We start from the raw sequence: 21,000 nt of genomic DNA, 5'->3' as shown, positions 1-21,000 counted from the left end.
TGCCCGCCCTGCTCACGCCCTTGGCCTCACTCACGAACGGAACCCGATCCTGTGCACGTCTTGATTCTGGGGGGTACGGGCGAGGCCCGTCGGCTGGCGGGGCTGCTGCACGGCGCCGAGGTCGCCGGGCTGCGCGTGACCAGTTCGCTCGCGGGGCGGGTCGCCGCGCCCCGGATGCCGGACGGGGAGGTCCGCATCGGCGGGTTCGGCGGCGTCGAGGGCCTCGCGCAGTGGCTGCGTACGCACGAGGTGGACGCGCTCATCGACGCCACCCACCCTTTCGCCCGGACGATCAGTTTCAACGCTGCGGCGGCCGCAGCCGCAGCCCATGTTCCCCTGCTCGCGCTGCGCCGGCCCGGCTGGGTCCCCGGCGAAGGCGACCGCTGGCACCCGGTGGACTCCCTCGACGAAGCCGCGGCCCTGCTCCCCGCCCTTGGCCGCCGAGTCTTCCTCACCACCGGACGCATGGGGCTCGCCGCCTTCGCCCACCTCGACGCGTTGTGGTTTCTGATGCGATCCGTGGACGCGCCTGAGCCTCCTTGCCCGGCTCACATGGAGGTGCTGCTCGATCGCGGGCCCTTCACCCTCGACGGGGAGCGGGAAGTGCTGCGGGTGCACGGGATCGACGTACTCGTCACCAAAGACAGCGGAGGCGCCGCCACCTCGCCCAAGCTCACCGCCGCCCGCGAGGCCGGCATTCCCGTCGTCGTCGTGCGGCGGCCGCCCGTGCCGGAAGGGGTGACCGTGGCGGCCACCCCCGAGGAGGCGGCCGCCTGGGTGGGTCAGTTCTCCGGGTAGCGGCGCGGGGTCCAGACGATCTCCTCGCCGTCCCCGCGCCGTACGGTCCGGGTCTGCGACGAGCCGATCAGCAGGATCGTGCGCATGTCGACCTCGGCCGGGTCCAGGTCGGTCAGGCGCACGATGCGGACCCGTTCGGTCGGCCCGCCCACGTCCCGGGCGACCACGACCGGGGTGTCCGGCAAGCGGTGCTCCAGGAGCAGCTCGCGGGCCTTGGCGACCTGCCAAGTGCGGCTCGGGGAGCCGGGGTTGTAGAGCGCGAGTACGAGATCGGCCGAGGCCGCCGCGTGCAGGCGCTCCGCGATGACCTCCCAGGGCTTGAGCCGGTCGGACAGCGAGATCGTCGCGTAGTCGTGGCCGAGCGGGGCGCCCGCGCGGGCGGCGGCCGCGTTCGCGGCGGTCACCCCCGGCAGGACCCGCACGGGGACGTCCGCGTACTCCGGCTGCGAGGCCACCTCAAGGACGGCGGTGGCCATCGCGAAGATGCCCGGGTCGCCGCCCGACACGACAGCAACACGCCTGCCCCGCATGGCCAGTTGGAGGGCGAACTCGGCGCGCTCGGACTCCACCTTGTTGTCCGAGCCGTGCCGCCGCTGCCCGGGGCGCTCCGGCACCCGGTCGACGTACGTGGTGTAGCCGACCACGTCGTCGGCGGCGGCGAGGGCGCCCCGCGTCTGGGGGGTCAGCCACAGCGGGCCCGCCGGACCCGTGCCGACGACCACGACCTCGCCGCGCTCGCGCTCCGGCGGGACGGCGTCGATGCGGCTGGGGAGCACCGCGACGGAGAAGTACGGCACCGACTCGGCGTCGATGTCGGCGAGCCGGCCGGTGCGCTCGCCCTCCATGGTGGCGCGCTCCACGTACCGCGCCTCGTCGAGGCGGCCCGAACGCTCAAGGGCGCGGCGGACCTTGGTGAAGGTGCGGCCCAGCTTCATCACCACCGCCGAGTCGGTCGCCGCCAGGCGCGCGGTGAGCTCCTCCTCCGGCAGCGTGCCGGGCAGGATCGTGAGCACCTCCTCGGCCTCCACCAGCGGCTCCCCGAGCCGGGCGGCCGCCGCGCTCACCGAGGTCACGCCGGGGATCACCTCGGTCGGGTAGCGGTGCGCGAGCCGCTTGTGCATGTGCTGGTACGAGCCGTAGAACAGCGGGTCGCCCTCGGCGAGCACGGCGACCGTGCGGCCCGCGTCGAGGTGCTCGGCGAGCCGGGCCGAGGCCTCCTCGTAGAAGTCGTTCAGGGCACCCCGGTAGCCGCCGGGGTGGTCGGTGGTCTCCACCGTGAGCGGGTAGACCAGCTTCTCCTCGATGTGGTCGGCACGGATGTGCTTCGCCGCGATCGAGCGCGCTATGGACCGGCCGTGACGCGCCGAGTGGTACGCCACCACGTCCGCCTCGGCAATGGCCTCCACCGCGCGTACGGTCATGAGGGACGGGTCGCCGGGCCCGAGCCCGACCCCGAAAAGACGGCCGGGCGTGCTGCTGTTCTCGTTCATTCCGCCTCGCTCGCGATCGCGTTGAGCGCTGCCGCGGCGATCGCGCTGCCGCCGCGCCGCCCCCGCACCACCAGGTGTTCCAGGCCCGAAGGGTGCCCGGCGAGCGCGTCCTTGGACTCGGCGGCGCCTATGAAGCCGACCGGCACGCCGATGACGGCGGCCGGGCGCGGCGCGCCCTCCTCGATCATTTCGAGCAGCCGGAACAGCGCGGTGGGCGCGTTGCCGACGGCCACGACCGCGCCGTCGAGGCGGTCGCGCCACAGCTCCAGGGCGGCGGCGCTGCGCGTCGTGCCCATCTTCGCGGCGAGCTCGGGCACCGACGGGTCGGCCAGCATGCACAGGACCTCGTTGTCGGCGGGCAGCCGCTTGCGGGTCACCCCGCTGGCCACCATCCGCGCGTCGCACAGGATCGGCGCGCCCGCGCGCAGCGCCTCGCGGGCCCGGGCGACGACGCCGGGCGTCCAGCCGAGGTCGCGGGTCAGGTCTGTCATGCCGCAGGCGTGGATCATGCGGACCGCGACCTGGCTCACGTCGGCGGGCAGGCCGGTGAGGTCCGCCTCGGCGCGGATCGTGGCAAAGGACTGGCGGTAGATCTCCGCGCCGTCCTTCTCGTAGTCGAACACTGTGCTCTCGCTCATCTCGTCGTTGTCCCCGATTCCGTTCCGAGTCCGGTGCCGTCGCCGGTGGCCGGTCCGGTTGTCCCGCGTACCGCTCCCGTCGCCGTCATGCCCGGCCGCTCCGTGCCGCGGCCACGGCCGCCGCCAACTCGCCCTCCACCACCGGCACTTGATGCTCCCGTGCGCCTCGTACCGCCACCGTGTAGTGGCCGTCGGGGGTCGCGGTCACGTCCACCCAGTCGCCGTGCGGGTGCCCGCAGCGGCGTTCGCACCCCGACCAGTGGATGGGGAGCGCGCCCGGGTCCGGCAGGGCGTCCCGGCGCACGTCGGCCAGCGCCTTGGCGCAGCCGGGGCGGCCGGTGCACGCCCCGACCCCGGTCCACGGGGCGTCGGGGGCGGTGATGAACCCGGCGTCGTCGAGCCGGCGCAGCTTCTCGTGGGCCGCGCGCTCGTCGAACCCGGGGAGGACGAAGCCGCGCCACGGGGTGATCCTGACCTCGCCGCCGGGGCCGGCGAGCGCCCGCAGTTGCGTGCTGGTCACGCGGCCCAGGACGGGGGCCACGATCACGGCGTACGTCCCGTCGGGGGCGGCAGCGGTGCCGGGTTCCGGGGCGGTCGCGTGCGCGTCCGGTACGGGGGCGGGCTCGGCCGGGATGCCCGCGTGGGCCAGGGCGTCCGCCAGAGCGACCTCGTGGCCCGGGGGGAGTTCGCGTACGCGCCAGGCGCCGGTGTCGGCGGCGGCCGCGGTGGCGAGGAAGGCGCGGGCGGCTTCCAGTGCCGCGCGGGGGGCGTCGGCCGCCGCCACACGCAGCGCGCTCGCCCCGACCCGTACGACGGCGGTGCCCTGCGCCTGTGCGAGCAAGGTCACATCGGCGCCGAGGCCCGCGACGTCGCCGCGGCCGTCGTCCAGGGCGAACAGGAAGCGGCCCGAGAGCGCGGTCGTCCAGTCCCGGCCGCACAGCAGGGTGTCCAGTTCGCGCAGCCAGGGGTGCAGTGTGCCGTGGCCGAGGCCGTCGAGCCCGGCCAGTGGCGAAGCCACGATGTTACGGATCCGCTCGTGCCGCTCGTAGGGCAACAGGGCGGTGTGGCGCAGGAGTTCGGCGAGGCCGGTGCCGCAGCTGTCGCCGATGCCGCGCAACTCGGCGTTGCCGCGCGAGGTGATGCCGAGGTGGCCGTCCCCGTACCGCTCGGCCGCGACGGCCAGCGCTTCGATCTGACGGTTCGTCAAGATGCCGCCGGGGAGCCGGAGTCGGGCCAGCTTGCCGTCGTCGGCGCTGTGCAGGCGGAGGGCGCCGGGGCAGGCGTCGCCGCGGTCCCGTACGACGGGGGCCGGGCGGGCGGGTGCGCGGGTCGCGTCCCGGTCCGTCGCTCGGACGTCGTGCACGACAGCTCCCAAGGGGTCCTCTATGCGGGGTTCGCCCTGGTTGGGGGGTGTTGAGGAGGGGGGCGGCATGGCGGCGAGCATACCCACGAGCGAGCCGGTGGCCACCCTGCGAGGTCTTCTCCACCCCGCCCCTTCCCTAGACCCTCCGGGGGGGGGGGGCGTTCGGCTGCGGCCCAGTGGTCGTCCCCTGGGGCTCCGCCCCAGACCCCGTTCGCGCCTCAAGGGCACTCGTCCTCAATCTCCCCCAAGGCCTCAAGGGCCAGGGGGGACCCCCACGACGGGCTGAAATGCCCCGGTGCGGGCCAGCACCGACCCTGCCAGGGGCGCGGGGCTGTGACATCGTGCGGCTCCGCCGCGCGGGCACGACCAGCAGTACTGGGTGCCCTACAGGGGCGCGGGGAACTGCGCGACCAGCCACAGACGGCCCGCACTGAACCTCCTCACCCCGCGGAAGCGCCCCGCACTGAACCTCACTACCCGCGGAAGCGCCCCGCACAACCCGGCGCGCCCAGGGTCGCCCCCGGCGGGGTCGCTACTATGCAGGCACCGGGCCGCCTGGCCCGGCACGCCGGTGACGGCGTCAGGGGAGGAAGCCCGGTGTGATTCCGGCGCGGTCCCGCCACTGTGAGCCCGGATCCAAGCCCCTCGCGGAGCTTCGGCGCCGGGTGAGTCAGGAACTCCCCCCCTCCCCTCGGGGAGACCCATTCCGACACCACCCGGGGCGCGGACACCCCGAGGAAGGCCTGACGCCGCATGCTGCACACGTCCGGGGAGCCCGCAGAGGACCCCCGCCCCATCCTGCTCCTGTCGACGTCCGACACCGACCTCCTCAGCGCCCGCGCCGCGAACGGCCCGGTGCCCTACCGGTTCGCCAACCCGTCCCGGCTCGCGATGGACGCCCTGCCCGGTCTCATCGACGGCGTCGGGCTCGTCGTCGTACGTCTGCTCGGCGGCGTGCGCGCCTGGCAGGACGGGCTCGACCAGCTCACCGCGAGCGGCCTGCCCGTCGTCGTGCTGACCGGCGAACAGGCCCCGGACGCCCAGCTGATGGCCACCTCCACCGTGCCCGTCGGCATCGCCGCCGAGGCGCACGCCTACCTCGCGCACGGCGGCCCGGCCAACCTCGACCAGCTCGCTCGCTTCCTGTCCGACACCGTGCTGCTCACCGGCCACGGCTTCGAGCCGCCCGCGCCCGCCCCCTCCTGGGGCCCGCTGGAGCGCACGGCCCGTACGGTCGAAGGCCCCACCGTCGCGGTGCTCTACTACCGCGCCCACCACATGAGCGGCAACACCGCCTTCGTGGACGCCCTGTGCGGCGCGATCGAGGACGCCGGGGCCCGCGCGCTCCCGCTGTACGTGTCCTCGCTGCGCTCCCCCGAGCCCGAGCTCATCGACGAACTGGGCGCCGCCGACGCCATCGTGACCACCGTCCTCGCGGCCGGCGGCACCAAGCCGGCCACCGCGTCGGCGGGCGGCGACGACGAATCCTGGGACGCGGGCGCCCTCAGCGGCCTCGACGTGCCGATCCTCCAGGCGCTCTGCCTCACCGGCTCGCGCAGCGCCTGGGAGGAGAACGACGAGGGCGTATCGCCCCTGGACGCGGCCAGCCAGATCGCCGTCCCCGAGTTCGACGGCCGTCTGATCACCGTCCCGTTCTCCTTCAAGGAGATCGACGAGGACGGTCTGCCCGCGTACGTCGCCGACGCCGAGCGCTCGGCGCGCGTCGCCGGGATCGCCGTACGCCACGCCCGCCTCAAGCACATCCCGGCCGCCGACAAGCGCATCGCGCTCGTGCTGTCCGCGTACCCGACCAAGCACTCCCGGATCGGCAACGCGGTCGGCCTCGACACCCCCGCGAGCGCCGTCGCGCTGCTTCGCCGACTGCGCGCCGAGGGCTACGACTTCGGGCCCGAGGACGAGATCCCCAGCCTGGTCTCCGGCGACGGCGACGAGCTGATCCGCGCCCTGATCGACGCGGGCGGCCACGACCAGGACTGGCTCACCGAGGAGCAGCTGGCCGCCAACCCGGTCCGCATCCCGGCCGCCGACTACAAGCGCTGGTACGCGACGCTGCCCGAGGAGCTGCGCAGCGGCGTCGAGGAGCACTGGGGGCCGCCGCCCGGCGAGATGTTCCTCGACCGGTCCCGCAATCCCGAGGGCGACATCGTGCTCGCGGCCCTGCGCCGCGGCAACCTGCTGATCCTCATCCAGCCGCCGCGCGGCTTCGGCGAGAACCCGATCGCGATCTACCACGATCCCGATCTGCCGCCCTCGCACCACTACTTGGCCGCCTACCGCTGGATCGCGGCGTCCGCCGCCGACGGCGGATTCGGCGCCGACGCGATGATCCACCTCGGCAAGCACGGCAACCTGGAGTGGCTGCCCGGCAAGAACGCGGGCCTGTCCGCCGCCTGCGGCCCGGACGCCGCCCTCGGCGACCTCCCGCTGGTGTACCCGTTCCTGGTCAACGACCCCGGCGAGGGCACCCAGGCCAAGCGCCGCGTGCACGCCACGCTGATCGACCACCTGGTGCCGCCGATGGCCCGCGCCGACTCGTACGGCGACATCGCGCGCCTGGAGCAACTCCTCGACGAGCACGCCCAGATCGCGTCCATGGACCCGGCCAAGCTCCCCGCGATCCGCGCCCAGATCTGGACGCTGATCCAGGCCGCGAAGCTCGACCACGACCTGGGACTCGAAGACCGCCCCGAGGACGAGGGCTTCGACGAGTTCATCATGCATCTCGACGGCTGGCTCTGCGAGATCAAGGACGTCCAGATCCGCGACGGCCTGCACGTCCTCGGCAACGCCCCGGCCGGCGCCGACCGCGTCAACCTGGTCCTCGCGATTCTGAGGGCCCGTCAGATCTGGGGCGGCACCACCGCCCTGCCCGGCCTGCGCGAGGCGCTCGGCCTGGACGAGTCCGCTGCCACCCGCACATCCGCCGACGCGGCCGAGGAGCAGGCCCGCGCCCTGGTCCAGTTGATGGACGACGCCGACTGGGACCTGGCCGCGATCCCCGCCGACCAGTCCCAACAGGTCGCCGCCATCCTGGAGTTCGCGGCCCGCGAGGTCGTTCCGCGCCTGGCCGCGACCACCGCCGAACTCGACCACACCGTGCACGCCCTGAACGGCGGCTTCGTCCCGGCAGGCCCGTCGGGCTCCCCCCTCCGCGGCCTTGTCAACGTCCTCCCGACCGGCCGCAACTTCTACTCGGTCGACCCCAAGGCCGTCCCCTCCCGGCTCGCCTGGGAGACGGGCCAGGCCCTCGCCGAGTCCCTCGCCAACCGCTATCGCACCGACAACGGCGACTGGCCGACCTCGGTCGGGCTCTCCCTGTGGGGTACGAGCGCGATGCGCACGGCGGGCGACGACGTGGCCGAGGCGATGGCGCTGCTCGGCGTGCGCCCCGTCTGGGACGACGCCTCGCGCCGGGTCACCGGCCTGGAGCCGGTCCCGCTCGACGAGCTCGGCCGCCCCCGCATCGACGTGACCCTGCGCATCTCGGGCTTCTTCCGCGACGCCTTCCCGCACACCATCGGCCTGTTGGACGACGCCGTGCGCCTGGCGGCCTCGCTCGACGAGCCCGCCGACCAGAACTACGTACGCGCCCACACGCAGGCCGACCTCGCCGAGCACGGCGACGAACGCCGCGCCACCACGCGCATCTTCGGCTCCCGCCCCGGCACCTACGGCGCGGGTCTGCTCCAGCTCATCGACTCCCGCGACTGGCGCACCGACGCCGACCTCGCCGAGGTCTACACGGTGTGGGGCGGCTACGCGTACGGCCGCGAGCTGGACGGCCGTCCGGCTCGGGACGAGATGGAGACGGCGTACAAGCGGATCGCGGTCGCGGCGAAGAACACCGACACCCGCGAGCACGACATCGCCGACTCGGACGACTACTTCCAGTACCACGGCGGCATGGTGGCGACCGTCCGCGCGCTGCGCGGCACCGCCCCCGAGGCGTACATCGGCGACTCGACGCGCCCGGAAACGGTCAAGACCCGCACCCTGGTCGAGGAGACCAGCAGGGTCTTCCGGGCCCGGGTCGTCAACCCCAAGTGGATCGAGGCGATGCGCCGCCACGGCTACAAGGGCGCCTTCGAACTCGCGGCGACGGTGGACTACTTGTTCGGCTACGACGCCACGACGGGCGTGGTCGCCGACTGGATGTACGACAAGTTGACCGAGACGTACGTCCTGGACCCGGCCAACCGCGAGTTCCTCCAGGCCGCCAACCCGTGGGCCCTGCACGGCATCGCGGAGCGCCTGTTGGAGGCCGAGTCCCGCGGCATGTGGGCGAAGCCGGACCCGGCGGTCCTCGAAGCCCTTCGCCAGGTGTACCTGGAGACCGAGGGCGACCTGGAGGACAAGGGCTGAGTTCCCCGCAGGACGGCGGGCCCGGGTTGGAGAACCCGGGCCCGCCGTTGTTCGTGGGCCTATCCCTGGGTGCCGAAGTCCTGGGTCCACCAGGGCCCGCCGGACCCGTAGTGCACTCCGATGCCGATCTCCTTGAACGCGCAGTTCAGGATGTTGGCGCGGTGCCCGGGGCTGTGCATCCAGGAGTCCATGACGGCGGCCGCGTCGGCCTGCCCCCGGGCGATGTTCTCGCCGTACGTACTCCACTTGTACCCGGCGGCGGTGATGCGCTCGCCGGGCCCGGCGCCGCTGGGGTCGGTGTGGTCGAAGAAGTTCTGCGCGGCCATGTTCTCGGAGTGCTTGAGCGCGGCGTCGTACAGCTTGGGGTTGCTGGTGAGCGCGGAGCAACCGGCCTTGGAGCGCTCGGTGTTGACGAGCGCGAGCACGTCCTGGACGGCGGCCGGCTGGCCGGAGTCGGTGCTGGGGGCCGCGCGCTTGGTGCTGGGGCTGGGCTTGGGCGGCGCGGGGCGCGAGGAGGGCTTGGCGGGCGGAGCGGAGTGCTTGGCGCTGGGGGAGGGTGAACTGCCCGGCTTGGTAAGGGAGTTGGAGGCGGAGGGAGACGGCGGAACAGGCTTGGTGGCGACCCCGTCGGCGGCGGCCTCGGTGGTGGTGGCGGGGGCGTCGGCGACGGCGTGCGACGCGTCGGTCCCGGAGTCGGTGAAGAAGCGGAAGGCTCCGCCGAGGGCGGCGACCGCGGCGACCCCGGCGATGACGGCGGCGGCCCGGCGCCGACGCCGCGCCCGCTGGTCGCGCCGGTCACGCCGGGAGGTGGGACCGCGGCGCTTGTGGGCGGCGTGGGTGGCCCGGGGGGCTTGCGGGGCTTGCGGGGCTTGAGGGGTGGGCTGGGTGGTGGCGTGGGCGACGGTCTGCAGATCGGGCGTCTGCCCGTGCAGCGCGGCCAGCAGACCTGCCGTTGCTATGGCCGGTACGAGAGCGAGGCCGACGAGAAGCCCCTCGGCGGGTATGAGCCCGCTCCAGTGCCCGGAGCAGACGGCGCAGGTGCGGGCGTGCCGGGCTATTCGCTTGCGCCAGAGGGCGGAGGGCAGGCCGTCCCAGGAGAGGGCGAGCCCGGAGAGCTCGCCGCAGCGCTCGATCCCGGCGAGCGCGCGGACGACGACGCGGGCGGTCTCCAGCTGGCCCTTCATGCGCTGGATGCGTACGGCGGCGTGCTCGGGGGACAGGTCGAGCGCGGCGGCGACCTCGCCCCGGGTGAGTACGCCGGCCGCCTCCAGCCACCACAGCGAGAGGAGCGCGCGGTCGTCGGTCTCCAGCCAGCGGGTGGCCTCGGTGACCTCCTTGCGCTGCCCGGAAAGTCCGAGCTGGACGATGGTGAGGTCGACGAAGTCGGCGCCGGGGTCGGCGACGTCGTAAGCGTCCTGGAGCCCGCCGTCGACGGGCGTACGACGATGTCCCTGCCAGTACCGCCGGATCTCGTTCATGGTGACGGCGACCAGCCAGGACCGGAAGGCCTCCGGGTCGCGCAGCGAGCCGAGCCCGTCGAGCATGCGCAGCAGGCTCTCCTGCACGACGTCGTCGACGTCGGCGTGCCCGTTCAGGGCGCGGCCGACGATGTTGTACACGAGCGGCAGATACCCGGCGACGAGCTCGTCCCGCGCCCGCTGATCCCCGGCCCGGGCCGCGACGACCACCGCGGCTACCTGTTCACTGATCACGCTCGTCCACTCTCCCCGGCATCGACCGAACCTAACTGGCCCGACGGAGAGGAGAACAGTCCGGCCGTGACCGGATAACAGAAACCTGGTGATGGATGTCGGCTGATGAGTGACAGGTTCTGAGGGGTTCTGGCTGGTGGGGGCCGTGCCCGGGGCGGGGGGTGGTGAGGGGTGTGGGGCTCGTCACGCTTGTTGGGCTGGTCGGGTGAGGGTCGTGGGCGGCGGGTTGCACAGTTCCCCGCGCCCCCGAATGCCATGCGCTGCGCGCATGTGCCTGTCCTTCGGCTGCGGATCGTGGGTGGCTGGTCGCGCAGTTCCCCGCGCCCCTGGCGGGATCGACCCTGACCCGCACCGGAGCATTTCAGCCTGTCCGGCGTTTGAGGACGAGCGCCCTTCAGGCGCGAACGGGGTCTGGGGCGGAGCCCCAGGGGACGACCACTGGGCCGCAGCCGAACGACATCCCCCGGCGGGTTTCGGGAAGGGGCGGGGCGGGGGCCTCACCACCCGGGTCACCCAGGCGCATGCCCCACCGCCAGCATGTGGGAGCTGGCCGACAGGAGCTCGGGGTACGGCTCGGCGAGCCGGGCCGCGGCGAGCGCGGCACGGAACATCGCCGAGTCCCGCAGCGACTCCTTGCCGTGCACCTCGGCCGCCTTCAGCGCGCCCCAGGACGGCCCCTCGATCCCGACCACCCGCACGCCGACGACACCAGCCTCCGTCAGCTCCTCGGCCAGGGATTCGGCGGTGTGGAAGTAGGCGGCCGTGAACCCCTTGCGACCGGGGTCGTGCCGCCCCGTCCTGAGGATGTCGAAGACGGCGTCGTGGACTCGCTCGACATCGAGCAGCGTGGTGGCGACGTGCTCGAAGAGCGAGGCATAGCGCCCGATCGCGGCAGCCGCGACGAGCCCGCCCGGCTTCACGACGCGCAGCGCCTCGCCGATGGCCCGGTCCCGCTCCTCCCGCTCCAGGAGGTGGTAGAGCGGGCCGAGCAGAAGGACGACGTCCTGAGAGTCGTCGTCGGCGGACAACTTGCGGGCGTCACCGACCTCGGCCGTGACACCGAGGGGCGCCTGCGCGACATGGCGGGGCACGGGGTCCACGATGTGCACCGTGTACCCGGCCTCGGCCAGCCACTGGGCATGGATGCCGGGCCCGCCGCCGACATCGAGGACGCCGGCCGGCGCGGGCGGAAGGTGGCGCCGCAGGATCTCCTGGGTGCGGATCAGTTCGAGCGCGCCGTCGGCGCTGGACGTCAGGCGGACCGACTCGTCGATCGTCTCCGTGTAGAAGGCCATGACTTCCGGGGAGAGTACGGGACCGGGCTCAGACGTCATACGGTCATCCCTGCCATCCCTATGCCTTGTGCGCGGCGACGTCCTGCGCCCGCGTCATCAGGTCGCGCACCGCACGCGCCTTCGTGTACGGGGCGAGCCGTTTGCGCATGGTGGCGAAGTGCTCGTCGCCGCGCGCGGTCGACAGGTCCTGGTAGTCGTCGAGGAACCGGCCCCACGTCGAGCATGCCTGCTCCACGTGCCCGAGCTCGAACTGCCGTTGCGCGAGAACACCGTTGGCGTGCACCCGGCCCTGTCGTTCCTGGGGAGGTTGGACACGCAGCGAGTGCTGCATCGCCTTGATCGAACCGTCCAAATCCTTGAACTCGTAAAGGACATGGGCGACATGGAACTGGTAGGCGGCCTGGTCGTACCCGCCGATCGCGTCCCGGTGGTTGTCGGCCTTGGCCAGCGCGGCCTCGGTCTCGCGCAGCCGGTTCATGGCTTGCCGCTTGTCGCCGACCATCGAGGCCGCGTGGGCCTGCTGGCCGCGCAGGAACGCGGTCAGGCGGGGCCCGGCCGAAGGGGCCACCTCGGCCGCGCTGTCGGCGTATTCGAGGGCCTTGGATCCGTAGCGCAGGTTGGAGGCCTGGAGGCTCATGCCGCGCAGGGTGCGGCAGTACGTGACGTGGTCATCGGCCTCACGGGCGAGGTCGAGGGCGCGCAGGTAGTAGGTCTGACCTGTGCCGTGTTCGCGCTCGTACATCGCCATCCACCCGGTCAGGTAGGTGAGGTCGGAGGCGGCCGAGAGCATGTCTGCGTGCACCTTCCCGGTGGCCGTGGCCTTCAGGTAGGGCCCTACGGTGTTCACGAGGAACGCCGCCGCCATCGGCCGGGCGTGACCGGCGCCGAGCTCGTCGAGAATGTCGGCGATCTTGTCCGTCATCCTGCGTACGGTGTCAACTTGCCCTGTCCCGATGCGAGTTGTGGGCCGAGCCGGGGATTTCGCGGCGGCTTTCGCGGGCGTAGCCAGGGCGAATGCGGGGACGGCCAACGCCGCCGAGTACAGGCCACCGGCGAGAACGCCCCGCCGGGACGGGTTCACATCGGCCGTTCCCAGCTCCACCAGGTCCTCGACCGTGTCACCTGCTGCCCCGCCGCGCACGTCCGGAACGGGCGTGAGCCCGGCCTCGGCATGCGTGACCGGCCGCTTCAACTTACGTGCCAGGACCTCGACGACAACCGCCCTGACCTGCGGCTTCGGCTGCGTACCGGCAAGCCAGTGCTTCACCGCCGAATGGTCGTACCGCAGGTCGAGCCCGGCTGCGACGCCCGCGTGATTCACCGCATTCGCGAACTGGGACTGCGTGTATTTCGCCTGTTCAAGCAGGCTCGACAAGCCGGTATTCGGTGTCTTGGGGCTGATCCTTGCCATCTCAACTCCCAACCAACTGCGGGGGTTTCCCAGGTTTCACATTCCCGGGGAGCTTCAACGGTACCCGTGGCCCTGCCGTCGGGGGTTACCTCTTCAGAGCAGCCCCGCTGGAAGAGGTGAATCCGGAAGGGGGCACGGTCAGTGAGGAACGTGAGCATGATCGACCCGAAGCCTTTGACGCCCGCCGAGCGGGAGCTTGCCGCGCTGGACTGCGACCGCGTCCTTGTCGGGTTCCAGTTCAAGCCCAGCCCGCTGGAGATCGGTCGGCTGACCGTGACGATCCGGAGCCACGGCGAGCGCCTGCACGCATCGATGCTGGCCCTGCCGCCGAAGAACCGGACCCGGCGGTCAGACGCGGCGCTGCGCGACTGGGGCGACCTGATTGCGCAGGGCCCCCGGCCCGTCCCGCTCGGCGCGTGGACCTATCTGCGGGCTCTGGCCCGGACGGTGCGGGGTTTCCTGGAAGTCCTGGCCGACGCCGACGCCGCGAAGGGCGGAGTCCGGTGACCGGCGCGGAGCAGGAGCGGCTGGCGCTTCCGGTCCGCATTCCGGGTGCGGCCTTCCCCTGGCCAAGCTCGCAGCATTCAACAGCCGGACATTGCAACGCAGTTGGAGGAAAAATGCCAGGAGGAAAGCACAGCGGGAAGCCGGACACCGCGCCGCAGGACGGGCATCGGGACAGGCCGCCGAACCTGCCCTCTCCGCCCAGCCCGCCGGCCCCGAAGAAATGAGCCCGGCCATGACGAACCCCCAGCACCTCGCGGACGCCCTCGAAGGCGAGGGCGTTCTTCCGCCGCAGTGGGCGAAGACCGTACGGGCCGTCGACCGGGGCCTGTTCATCCCCGGCAGGACCCGCGAGCTCGACCGCCACTCCGCCCCGCAGGCCTGGCTGGACGCGGTGTACTCGGACACCCCGGTCGTCATCCAGTGGGACGACGGCAGGCCGGGCGGCCACGGCTTCCCCACCTCCTCGTCGTCGAAGCCGTCCGTCATGCTGGAGACCCTGGCCCTCGCCGACGTCCGCCCCGGCGACAGGGTGTACGAGCTGGGCACCGGCACCGGCTACAACGCGGCCCTGCTGTCCGAGCAGTGCGGCGACGAGCAGGTGACCACGGCAGAACTGGATGAGGGGCTGCACCTGCGGGCCCGCCGGAACCTCCGCCTCGCCGGGTACCGGCCGTACGCCTTCCACGGCGACGGCCTCCTCGGCCGGCCCCAGCGGGCCCCGTTCGACAAGGTGATCGGGACCTGCACGCTGCGCACGCTCGGGCGCCACCTCCTCGCGCAGACGGCGGACGGAGGCCGGATCGTCACTCCGTACGGCGAGTCGTTCCACTCGTACAGCTTCCTGGTCCTGGACGTCGCCGACGGCGAGGGGCTGGGCCGCTTCACGGGGAACCCGGCGTTCATGTGGGCCCGGCAGCAGCGCGGACGCATGGCGGCGATCGCGGACGTGTACCACCGGGAACAGGGCGACACCGGCACCACCCGCATCAACCCGTACGACCTCGCCCGTGACGCGGATGCCGAGTTCTACCTCTCCCGGAAGGTCCCCGGCGCCTGGCCCCAGCTCGTCCATGGCGGCGAGGAGGCCCCGGCCGAGGCCACGTATTGGCTGCTCGCCGATGACGAGAAGTCGTGGGCGACCGTCGAGTACGTGGACGGACGTGACGAGTTCGAGACCGAGCAGTACGGGCCTCGCCGACTCTGGGACGAAGTCGCCTCTGTGGTAAGGGAGTTCGATCAGTGCGGACGTCCGGCCCGGGAGCGGTTCGGGCTGACCGCCACGCCCGAGGGTGAGTTCGTGTGGCTGGACGACCCCGCCAACAGGATTACGTCCTGACTGGTGAGAACCGCCAGGACCGGGGCGCGGTGCTGGGTACGCTCCGGCGCATGAGCCACATCTCCGGATCCGGGACCGGACGGCCCCGGGCGGCCGGCAGCGCGCCGACGCCGGACATCACGTACACGCAGTGCAAGCGATGCGGTACCGAGCTGGCCGGCCTTGACGGGCGGTATTCGTGCGGGGTGTGCGGCTGGTCCAACCACTGGTCCGAGGGGCATCGGCCCCTCCCCGTCGCCGATGACGACCCGGATGCCCCGCCGCCGCCCGTCAATCCCTTGGGGGAGCAGTAACGGCCGGGCGCATAGCCGGAGTTGGAGGCGGGCGGAGTGCGCTGGGGCTTCGCCCCAGACCCCGGGATGCCCCGCCCCACCCCTTCCCGCTGTGACACTCTGCGGCTCCGCCGCGTGGCCTCCGGGGGTGTGGATGGTCCGGCTGCGGACCGTGGATGGCTGGTCGCGCAGTTCCCCGCGCCCCTTAGGTCGCCGTTCGGCTCGGACCTGGGCGTACGTGTGCCGCTCCCCCCCGGGCGGCCCGCTGCGGCACGCAGAGCTGAGAAAGCAAGGCGGCCCGGCGCCGCAGGTGTATCGTGCGCAGCACCTTTCTCATGGAATGTGCCGTTTTGTACGATGACTTGAGTGCCCCCGGGCCCACCAGGATCCGTCGCCGCACCCTCCTAGCCAGCCTCCCCGTGGCCTCCGTGCTGAGCGGGTGCGACTCCGCACCCCCGCGCGAGCGCCCGCGACGGCCCGCTCAGGGGGCGCCCCGCGGGCCCGTCCGGCAGGCCGGGGTGACCGAGCCGCGGACCCAGCACGCGCTCTTCCTCTCCTACGACCTCACGCCGGGCACTCGCGGAGCCCCCGGGCGGGACGCCGTGCGGCGGCTGCTCGCGCGGTGGAGCGAAGCGCTCTCCGGGCTCGAAGCGGGGGCCACCGCGACCGTCGGCGTCGGGCCCGCGCTGCCGACACGGCTCGGCGTCGGGGCGCCCGAGGGGCTGCGGGAGCTGCCCGCGTTCGACGGGGAGCACCTCGACGCGGGGGCCGGCGGCGGCGAGATCGGGGTCCAGATCTGCGCGGGGGACCCGTGGGCGTGCGAACGGGCCGCCGGGCTGCTCGCGGGCGCCGGCACGGGGGTGCTGCAGCCGCGCTGGCGGCAGGCCGGGTTCCTGCCGGCCGAGCTGCCCGGGCGGCAGTCCAGTCCCTTCACGTCCCTGCGCGACGGCGAGACCCCGCGCGATCTGCTCGGCTTCAAGGACGGGTCGACGAATCCCACCGCCGCGGAGAGCGAGCGCTGGGTGTGGCTGTCGGGGCAGGGTCCGTACGTGGACGGCACCTTCCTCGTCGTACGCCGGGTACGGCTGCGCGCCGATCAGTTCGGGCGGCTGCCCGTCGCCCGGCAGGAGCAGATCATCGGGCGCCGCAGGCGTGGGGGTGAGCCGTTGGGGGGCGGGGCGGAGCGCGTCCAGGCCGACCTGGACGCGCGGACCCCGGAGGGCGGTTACGTCCTGCCCTCCGACGCGCATGTGCGCCTTGCGAACCCCCGGCTCGACGACGGTGCCCGCATGCTGCGGCGCGGCTACTCCTACGAGAACAGCCCCGCTGACCGGGGGCTGCTCTTCCTGGCCTACATGAAGGACCCCGCGCTCTTCGTGCGGGTCCAGCAGCGGCTCGTCGCGGGCGACGCCCTCAACTCCTTTGCCGAACACTACGGTTCGGCGCTGTTTTACGTGCTGCCGGGGGCGGTGCTGCCCAATCGCCCGCTCGGCGCCGGGGTGCTCTGACGCTCCGCTGGGGTGCGGGGGATTCGGCTGCGCCTTTCGGGTGCGGGCCGGTGGGGGCTGGTCGCTCCCCCAAGTTCTCGGCTTCGCTCGAACAGGGGGGACCCCCATCGCGGCGGAGCCGCACGATGTCACAGCCCCGCGCCCCTAACAGCGCCGGGTACAGGCATCTTCAGCCCGTCCGGCGATTGAGGACGAGCGCCCTTCAGGCGCGAACGGGGTCTGGGGCGGAGCCCCAGAAGCACTTTCACCCCCGGCGGGTTTCGGGAAGGGGCCGGGTGGGGCCTCAACGGGGTCTGGGGCGGAGCCCCAGCGCACCCCGGCCCAGGGTCAGCCCGCGCCCGGGAAGTGGCATGCCACTTCCCGGCCCTCCCCCGGCCCCACCACCCGCAGCACCGGCGCCTCCGTACGGCAAACCGCGGCCGCCCGCGCGCAGCGCGGATGGAACGAGCACCCCGACGGCGGCGAAGCCGGGCTCGGTGGATCTCCCAGCAGCGTGATCCGCTCGCGGGCCCGCTCAGCCGCAGGGTCCGGCAACGGCACCGCGGACAGCAGCGCCTGGGTGTACGGGTGGGCCGGCGCCCCGTACACCCGCTCCTTCGCGCCGATCTCCACCACCCGCCCCAGATACATCACCGCCACCCGGTCACACACCCGCTTCACCACCGACAGGTCATGCGCGATGAACAAGTACGCAAGGCCCAGCTCCTTCTGCAACCGCTCCATCAGGTTCACGATCTGGGCCTGGACGGAGACGTCAAGGGCGGAGACCGGCTCGTCCGCCACCACCAGCTTCGGGTCGAGGGCCAGCGCCCGGGCTATGCCGATCCGCTGGGCCTGGCCGCCCGAGAACTCGTGCGGGTAGCGGTCGATGTGCTCGGGGATGAGCCCTACGAGGTCCATCAGCTCGACCGCCCGGGCGCGGGCAGCGGTGGCCGAACGCCCGTGGGCCAGAAGGGGATCGGAGATGATCCGGGCCACCGTCTGGCGCGGGTTCAGGGAGGAGTGCGGGTCCTGGAAGACCATCTGGAGGTCCTTGCGCACCGGTCGCAGCCCGCGCCGGTTCAGGCGGCTGATGTCGCGGCCCTCGTACGCGATCGTCCCCGACGTCGGCTCAAGGAGGCGCACGATCATGCGGCCCGTCGTCGACTTGCCGCAGCCCGACTCCCCGACCAGACCCAGCGTCTCGCCCGCCGCCACGTCGAAACTCACGCCGTCCACCGCCCGGACGGGCGCCGAGCGGCTGCCCCGGCCCGGGAAGTGCATCCTCAACTCCCGTACAGACAGCAGGGGTTGAGAAGTGTCGGTGTCATTAGCCTTAGCAGCAGCAGTAGTAGCAGTGGGGACATCGCTCATGACGCTACGCCTTCGTACGCGGGGAGGTGGCAGGCCACCGGGTGGCCGACGGGGCCGCCCAGCAGGGGGCGCTCGGTCTCGCAGCGCTCCCGCACATCCGGACCGGCGCCCGCCGCGCGCGGGCAGCGGGGTGCGAACGCGCAGCCCGGGGTCGGGTCGAGCAGGGAGGGCGGGCTGCCCGGGATGGCCCGCAGGGGGGCGTCGTCGCTGTCGTCCAGGCGGGGGAGCGAGTCCAGCAGGCCTCGGGTGTAAGGGTGGGCCGGCATGGCGAACAGGTCGTCCACCGGGGCCTGTTCGGCCGCTCGGCCCCCGTACATCACCAGGACCTCGTGAGCCACCCGGGCCACCACCCCCAGGTCGTGGGTGATCATCACGACCGCCAGGCCCCGTTCCTCCTGAAGGCGGGCGAGCAGTTCCAGGATCTGGGCCTGGACGGTCACGTCGAGGGCCGTGGTCGGCTCGTCCGCTATGAGCAGTTCCGGCTCGCACGCAAGGGCCATCGCGATCATCGCGCGCTGGCGCATGCCTCCGCTGAACTGGTGCGGGTACTCGCCCGCCCGTCGCGCCGGCTCCGGGATGCCGACCTCAGCCAGCATCTCCACCGCCCGCTTACGGGCCTGCGCACGGCCGGAGTTGAAGTGCACCCGGTGGTGTTCCGCGATCTGCTCGCCGACCGTGTAGTACGGGTGCAGGCTGGACAGCGGGTCCTGGAAGATCATCGCGATGCGGCGGCCGCGCACCCGGTTCAGGGCGCGTTCGGGCAGGCCCACCAGCTCCTGCCCGTCCAGGGTGATGGAGCCGGTGACCTCGGCGCCGGTGTGCAGGCCGAGCACGGCCATCGAGGTGACGGACTTGCCGGATCCGGACTCGCCGACGATGCCCAGGGTGCGGCCCCGGTGCACGTCGAAGGAGAGCGAGTCCACGGCCCGTACCGGACCCCGGGGGGTGGGGAAGGTTACGCCCAACTCCCGTACGGACAGGAGTGGTTCAGGAGTCGGTTCAGGTGCTGTCATCGCAGCCTCACTCGCGGGTCGACTACCGCGTACAGAAGGTCGACGGCCAGGTTGGCGACGACGATGAAGGTCGCGGCGAGCAGCGTCACGCCGAGGATGACGGGCTGGTCGCCGGTGGACAGGGCGCCGTAGAAGAGCCGGCCGATGCCGGGCAGGCCGAAGATGGACTCGGTGATGACCGCGCCCGCAAGCAGGCCGCCCAGGTCCATGCCGAACAGGGTCAGGATCGGGGTCATCGCGGAGCGCAGGCCGTGTTTGACGACGACCGTGCGGCGCGGCAGGCCCTTGGCGCGGGCGGTGCGGATGTACGGCTCCGCCATCGTCTCGATCATCGAACTGCGGCTCTGCCGGGCGTACATGGCGGCGTACAGGATGGCGAGCGCGATCCAGGGGAGCAGCAGGTTGGACGCCCAGTGCACGGGGTCGGAGGCGAGGGACACGTACTGGGGGTAGGGGAGCAGGCCCGCCACCCGGATCAGGCCGTAGATCAGCATGACCGAGGTGAAGTAGACCGGCATCGAGGCCGCGGCCACCGCGCCGACCATCAGGGCGCGGTCGGTGAAGGTGTCTTTGCGCAGGGCCGCAGCGACCCCCGCGGACAGGCCGAGCAGCAGCCACAGCACCGCCGCGCCGAGCGCGAGTGAGGCGGAGACGGGCAGCCGGTCCATGAGCAGGCTCCACACCGACTCGCTGTTCTCGTACGAGTAGCCCAGGCACGGGAAGTCGCAGTGCAGCGCGTACTGGCCGGTGCCCATGGTGCGGCCGGTGAAGATCCCGGAGGCGAAGTCCCAGAACTGGCGCCACAGCGGCTGGTCCAGGCCCATGTGGGCGCGGATCGCCTCCAGGCGCTCGGCGCTGCACGACTTGCCGCAGGCGGCGGCCGCCGGGTCGGAGGGCAGGACGTAGAAGATGGTGAAGGTGACGGCGGCGATCGCGATGAGCACGCCGATGACGCCGAGGATCCGGCGGGCGAGGTAGCGGGTCATGTGCGGCTGCCCCTCGGGTCGAGGACGTCGCGCAGCGCGTCGCCGAGCAGGGTGAAGGCAAGGACGGTCAGGAACAGGCAGGCGCTCGGGATGACGAAGTACATCGGATCGGTGTCGTAGAACGACACGCTCTCGGCGATCATCTGGCCCCAGGACGGGGTGGGCGGGCGCACGCCGACGCCGAGGTAGCTGAGCGCGGCCTCGGTGGCGATCATGCCGGGGACGATGAGCGTGGTGTACGCGATGACGGGTCCGGCTACCCCGGGCAGGATGTCGCGGGTCAGGATGCGCCAGGGTCCTGAGCCGCCGACGCGGGCGGCGTCCACGTACTCGCGGTGTTTGAGCGAGAGGGTCTGGCCGCGTACGACGCGGGCGATGCCGGGCCAGCCGAACAGGCCGATCACGGCGGTCATCAGCAGGATGCGGTTGACGTCCTTGGCCACCGACATCATCGCGATCATGAAGATGAGGGACGGGAAGGACATGGTGAGGTCCATCAGGCGGGACAGGACCGTGTCGGTGCGGCCGCCGAAGTAGCCGGCCGCGATCCCGGCGGCGGTGCCCGCGACGACGACGATCGCGGTGGCGGTCAGGGCGATGAGCAGGGAGACCTGGGCGCCGTAGACGACGCGGGCGAACAGGTCGCGGCCGGTGACGGGTTCGACGCCGAGCCAGTGGTCGGCGGAGATCCCGCCGAGCGGGCCGAGCGGCTGGCCGCCGAGGTAGGGGTCGATGGCGGTCTTGTCGAACTCGTCGGGCGACCAGCCGCCGAGCGCGCCGAGCAGCGGGGCGCCGGCCGCCATGAGGAGGAAGAGGACGACGACGGCGAGGGAGATCTTCACGGAGGTACGGCGGCGCAGTTCCGCGCGGGCGAGCTGCCACGGCCCCCGGCCGGCCGCGGGGGCCGGCGGTTTCAGCAGAGTGCTGGTCATGGT

Annotated in this window: 16 protein-coding genes and 1 riboswitch; of the genes, 6 read left to right on the top strand and 10 right to left on the bottom strand. The window is 72.6% G+C overall.

Annotated features, from left to right (window positions below):
• Window positions 1-51: 51 nt before the first annotated feature.
• Entirely contained in the window at window positions 52-798 is a 747-nt protein-coding gene (locus tag ADK54_RS17085) for a cobalt-precorrin-6A reductase (protein ID WP_053726496.1), read from the top strand.
• On the opposite strand, the gene ADK54_RS17080 is transcribed toward ADK54_RS17085, so the two are convergent.
• From ADK54_RS17080 to ADK54_RS17070, 3 genes are all read right to left on the bottom strand, one after another.
• A complete protein-coding gene (locus ADK54_RS17080; protein WP_053726495.1) occupies window positions 783-2,288 on the bottom strand; it encodes a precorrin-2 C(20)-methyltransferase in 1,506 nt (501 codons plus the stop codon). The two genes, ADK54_RS17085 and ADK54_RS17080, sit on opposite strands and share 16 nt — an antisense overlap.
• Entirely contained in the window at window positions 2,285-2,926 is a 642-nt protein-coding gene (locus tag ADK54_RS17075; protein WP_053726494.1) for a precorrin-8X methylmutase, read from the bottom strand. Before ADK54_RS17075 ends, ADK54_RS17080 begins: the two co-directional genes overlap by 4 nt.
• A gap of 85 nt (window positions 2,927-3,011) precedes the next feature.
• Window positions 3,012-4,370 carry a cobalamin biosynthesis protein CobG gene (locus tag ADK54_RS17070; RefSeq protein ID WP_053726518.1) on the bottom strand — a complete coding sequence of 453 codons (1,359 nt, stop codon included), beginning with the start codon at window positions 4,368-4,370 and terminating at the stop codon, window positions 3,012-3,014.
• A gap of 505 nt (window positions 4,371-4,875) precedes the next feature.
• Window positions 4,876-4,969, top strand: a riboswitch (cobalamin riboswitch).
• 73 nt (window positions 4,970-5,042) lie between these two features.
• Here ADK54_RS17070 and cobN point away from each other — a divergent pair.
• A complete protein-coding gene (cobN, locus tag ADK54_RS17065; RefSeq protein WP_053726493.1) occupies window positions 5,043-8,672 on the top strand; it encodes a cobaltochelatase subunit CobN in 3,630 nt (1,209 codons plus the stop codon).
• A gap of 59 nt (window positions 8,673-8,731) precedes the next feature.
• On the opposite strand, the gene ADK54_RS17060 is transcribed toward cobN, so the two are convergent.
• From ADK54_RS17060 to ADK54_RS17050, 3 genes are all read right to left on the bottom strand, one after another.
• The gene (locus tag ADK54_RS17060; protein ID WP_053726492.1) at window positions 8,732-10,384 is read right to left on the bottom strand and encodes a sigma-70 family RNA polymerase sigma factor; all 1,653 of its coding nucleotides are present in this window, start codon (window positions 10,382-10,384) and stop codon (window positions 8,732-8,734) included.
• 509 nt (window positions 10,385-10,893) lie between these two features.
• Window positions 10,894-11,718, bottom strand: coding sequence for a class I SAM-dependent methyltransferase (locus ADK54_RS17055; RefSeq protein ID WP_053726491.1), 825 nt, complete (start codon window positions 11,716-11,718; stop codon window positions 10,894-10,896).
• 19 nt (window positions 11,719-11,737) lie between these two features.
• The gene (locus tag ADK54_RS17050) at window positions 11,738-13,090 is read right to left on the bottom strand and encodes a hypothetical protein (protein WP_053726490.1); all 1,353 of its coding nucleotides are present in this window, start codon (window positions 13,088-13,090) and stop codon (window positions 11,738-11,740) included.
• A gap of 156 nt (window positions 13,091-13,246) precedes the next feature.
• Between ADK54_RS17050 and ADK54_RS17045 the strand changes: the two genes are divergently transcribed.
• The 4 genes from ADK54_RS17045 to ADK54_RS17030 all read left to right on the top strand — a co-directional run bounded on the left by ADK54_RS17045 (window position 13,247) and on the right by ADK54_RS17030 (window position 16,713).
• Entirely contained in the window at window positions 13,247-13,597 is a 351-nt protein-coding gene (locus ADK54_RS17045; RefSeq protein WP_053726489.1) for a DUF6415 family natural product biosynthesis protein, read from the top strand.
• Window positions 13,598-13,829: 232 nt separating this feature from the next.
• Window positions 13,830-14,933, top strand: a complete 1,104-nt coding sequence (locus tag ADK54_RS17040) for a hypothetical protein (protein ID WP_053726488.1) — start codon at window positions 13,830-13,832, stop codon at window positions 14,931-14,933.
• Between the two features lie 50 nt (window positions 14,934-14,983).
• A complete protein-coding gene (locus ADK54_RS17035; RefSeq protein WP_053726517.1) occupies window positions 14,984-15,226 on the top strand; it encodes a hypothetical protein in 243 nt (80 codons plus the stop codon).
• 497 nt (window positions 15,227-15,723) lie between these two features.
• Window positions 15,724-16,713, top strand: coding sequence for a Dyp-type peroxidase (locus ADK54_RS17030; protein WP_053726487.1), 990 nt, complete (start codon window positions 15,724-15,726; stop codon window positions 16,711-16,713).
• A 327-nt stretch (window positions 16,714-17,040) separates the two neighbouring features.
• Here ADK54_RS17030 and ADK54_RS17025 read toward each other — a convergent pair whose 3' ends face one another.
• The 4 genes from ADK54_RS17025 to ADK54_RS17010 are packed head-to-tail and all read right to left on the bottom strand — an operon-like array spanning window position 17,041 to window position 20,997.
• Window positions 17,041-18,066 carry an ABC transporter ATP-binding protein gene (locus tag ADK54_RS17025; RefSeq protein ID WP_053726486.1) on the bottom strand — a complete coding sequence of 342 codons (1,026 nt, stop codon included), beginning with the start codon at window positions 18,064-18,066 and terminating at the stop codon, window positions 17,041-17,043.
• Entirely contained in the window at window positions 18,063-19,079 is a 1,017-nt protein-coding gene (locus tag ADK54_RS17020; protein ID WP_053726485.1) for an ABC transporter ATP-binding protein, read from the bottom strand. Before ADK54_RS17020 ends, ADK54_RS17025 begins: the two co-directional genes overlap by 4 nt.
• Window positions 19,076-20,065, bottom strand: coding sequence for an ABC transporter permease (locus ADK54_RS17015; protein ID WP_053726484.1), 990 nt, complete (start codon window positions 20,063-20,065; stop codon window positions 19,076-19,078). The genes ADK54_RS17020 and ADK54_RS17015 overlap by 4 nt, the downstream gene beginning before the upstream one ends.
• Window positions 20,062-20,997 carry an ABC transporter permease gene (locus ADK54_RS17010; protein ID WP_053726483.1) on the bottom strand — a complete coding sequence of 312 codons (936 nt, stop codon included), beginning with the start codon at window positions 20,995-20,997 and terminating at the stop codon, window positions 20,062-20,064. The genes ADK54_RS17015 and ADK54_RS17010 overlap by 4 nt, the downstream gene beginning before the upstream one ends.
• Between the last annotated feature and the right edge of the window lie 3 nt (window positions 20,998-21,000).

The organism is Streptomyces sp. WM6378, assembly GCF_001279695.1.
Taxonomy (GTDB): domain Bacteria; phylum Actinomycetota; class Actinomycetes; order Streptomycetales; family Streptomycetaceae; genus Streptomyces.
The sequence above is the reverse complement of the archived record's forward strand: the minus strand, read 5'-3'. Positions and strand labels throughout refer to the sequence as shown.

What these genes read in the sequence shown, in the direction of transcription:
- ADK54_RS17025 (WP_053726486.1), bottom strand. Translation starts at nt 18,066, where the DNA reads ATGAGCGATGTCCCCACTGCTACTACTGCTGCTGCTAAGGCTAATGAC.
- ADK54_RS17045 (WP_053726489.1), top strand. Translation starts at nt 13,247, where the DNA reads ATGATCGACCCGAAGCCTTTGACGCCCGCCGAGCGGGAGCTTGCCGCG.
- ADK54_RS17075 (WP_053726494.1), bottom strand. Translation starts at nt 2,926, where the DNA reads ATGAGCGAGAGCACAGTGTTCGACTACGAGAAGGACGGCGCGGAGATC.
- ADK54_RS17035 (WP_053726517.1), top strand. Translation starts at nt 14,984, where the DNA reads ATGAGCCACATCTCCGGATCCGGGACCGGACGGCCCCGGGCGGCCGGC.
- ADK54_RS17050 (WP_053726490.1), bottom strand. Translation starts at nt 13,090, where the DNA reads ATGGCAAGGATCAGCCCCAAGACACCGAATACCGGCTTGTCGAGCCTG.
- ADK54_RS17010 (WP_053726483.1), bottom strand. Translation starts at nt 20,997, where the DNA reads ATGACCAGCACTCTGCTGAAACCGCCGGCCCCCGCGGCCGGCCGGGGG.
- ADK54_RS17015 (WP_053726484.1), bottom strand. Translation starts at nt 20,065, where the DNA reads ATGACCCGCTACCTCGCCCGCCGGATCCTCGGCGTCATCGGCGTGCTC.
- cobN (WP_053726493.1), top strand. Translation starts at nt 5,043, where the DNA reads ATGCTGCACACGTCCGGGGAGCCCGCAGAGGACCCCCGCCCCATCCTG.
- ADK54_RS17080 (WP_053726495.1), bottom strand. Translation starts at nt 2,288, where the DNA reads ATGAACGAGAACAGCAGCACGCCCGGCCGTCTTTTCGGGGTCGGGCTC.
- ADK54_RS17020 (WP_053726485.1), bottom strand. Translation starts at nt 19,079, where the DNA reads ATGACAGCACCTGAACCGACTCCTGAACCACTCCTGTCCGTACGGGAG.
- ADK54_RS17070 (WP_053726518.1), bottom strand. Translation starts at nt 4,370, where the DNA reads ATGCTCGCCGCCATGCCGCCCCCCTCCTCAACACCCCCCAACCAGGGC.
- ADK54_RS17040 (WP_053726488.1), top strand. Translation starts at nt 13,830, where the DNA reads ATGACGAACCCCCAGCACCTCGCGGACGCCCTCGAAGGCGAGGGCGTT.
- ADK54_RS17055 (WP_053726491.1), bottom strand. Translation starts at nt 11,718, where the DNA reads ATGACGTCTGAGCCCGGTCCCGTACTCTCCCCGGAAGTCATGGCCTTC.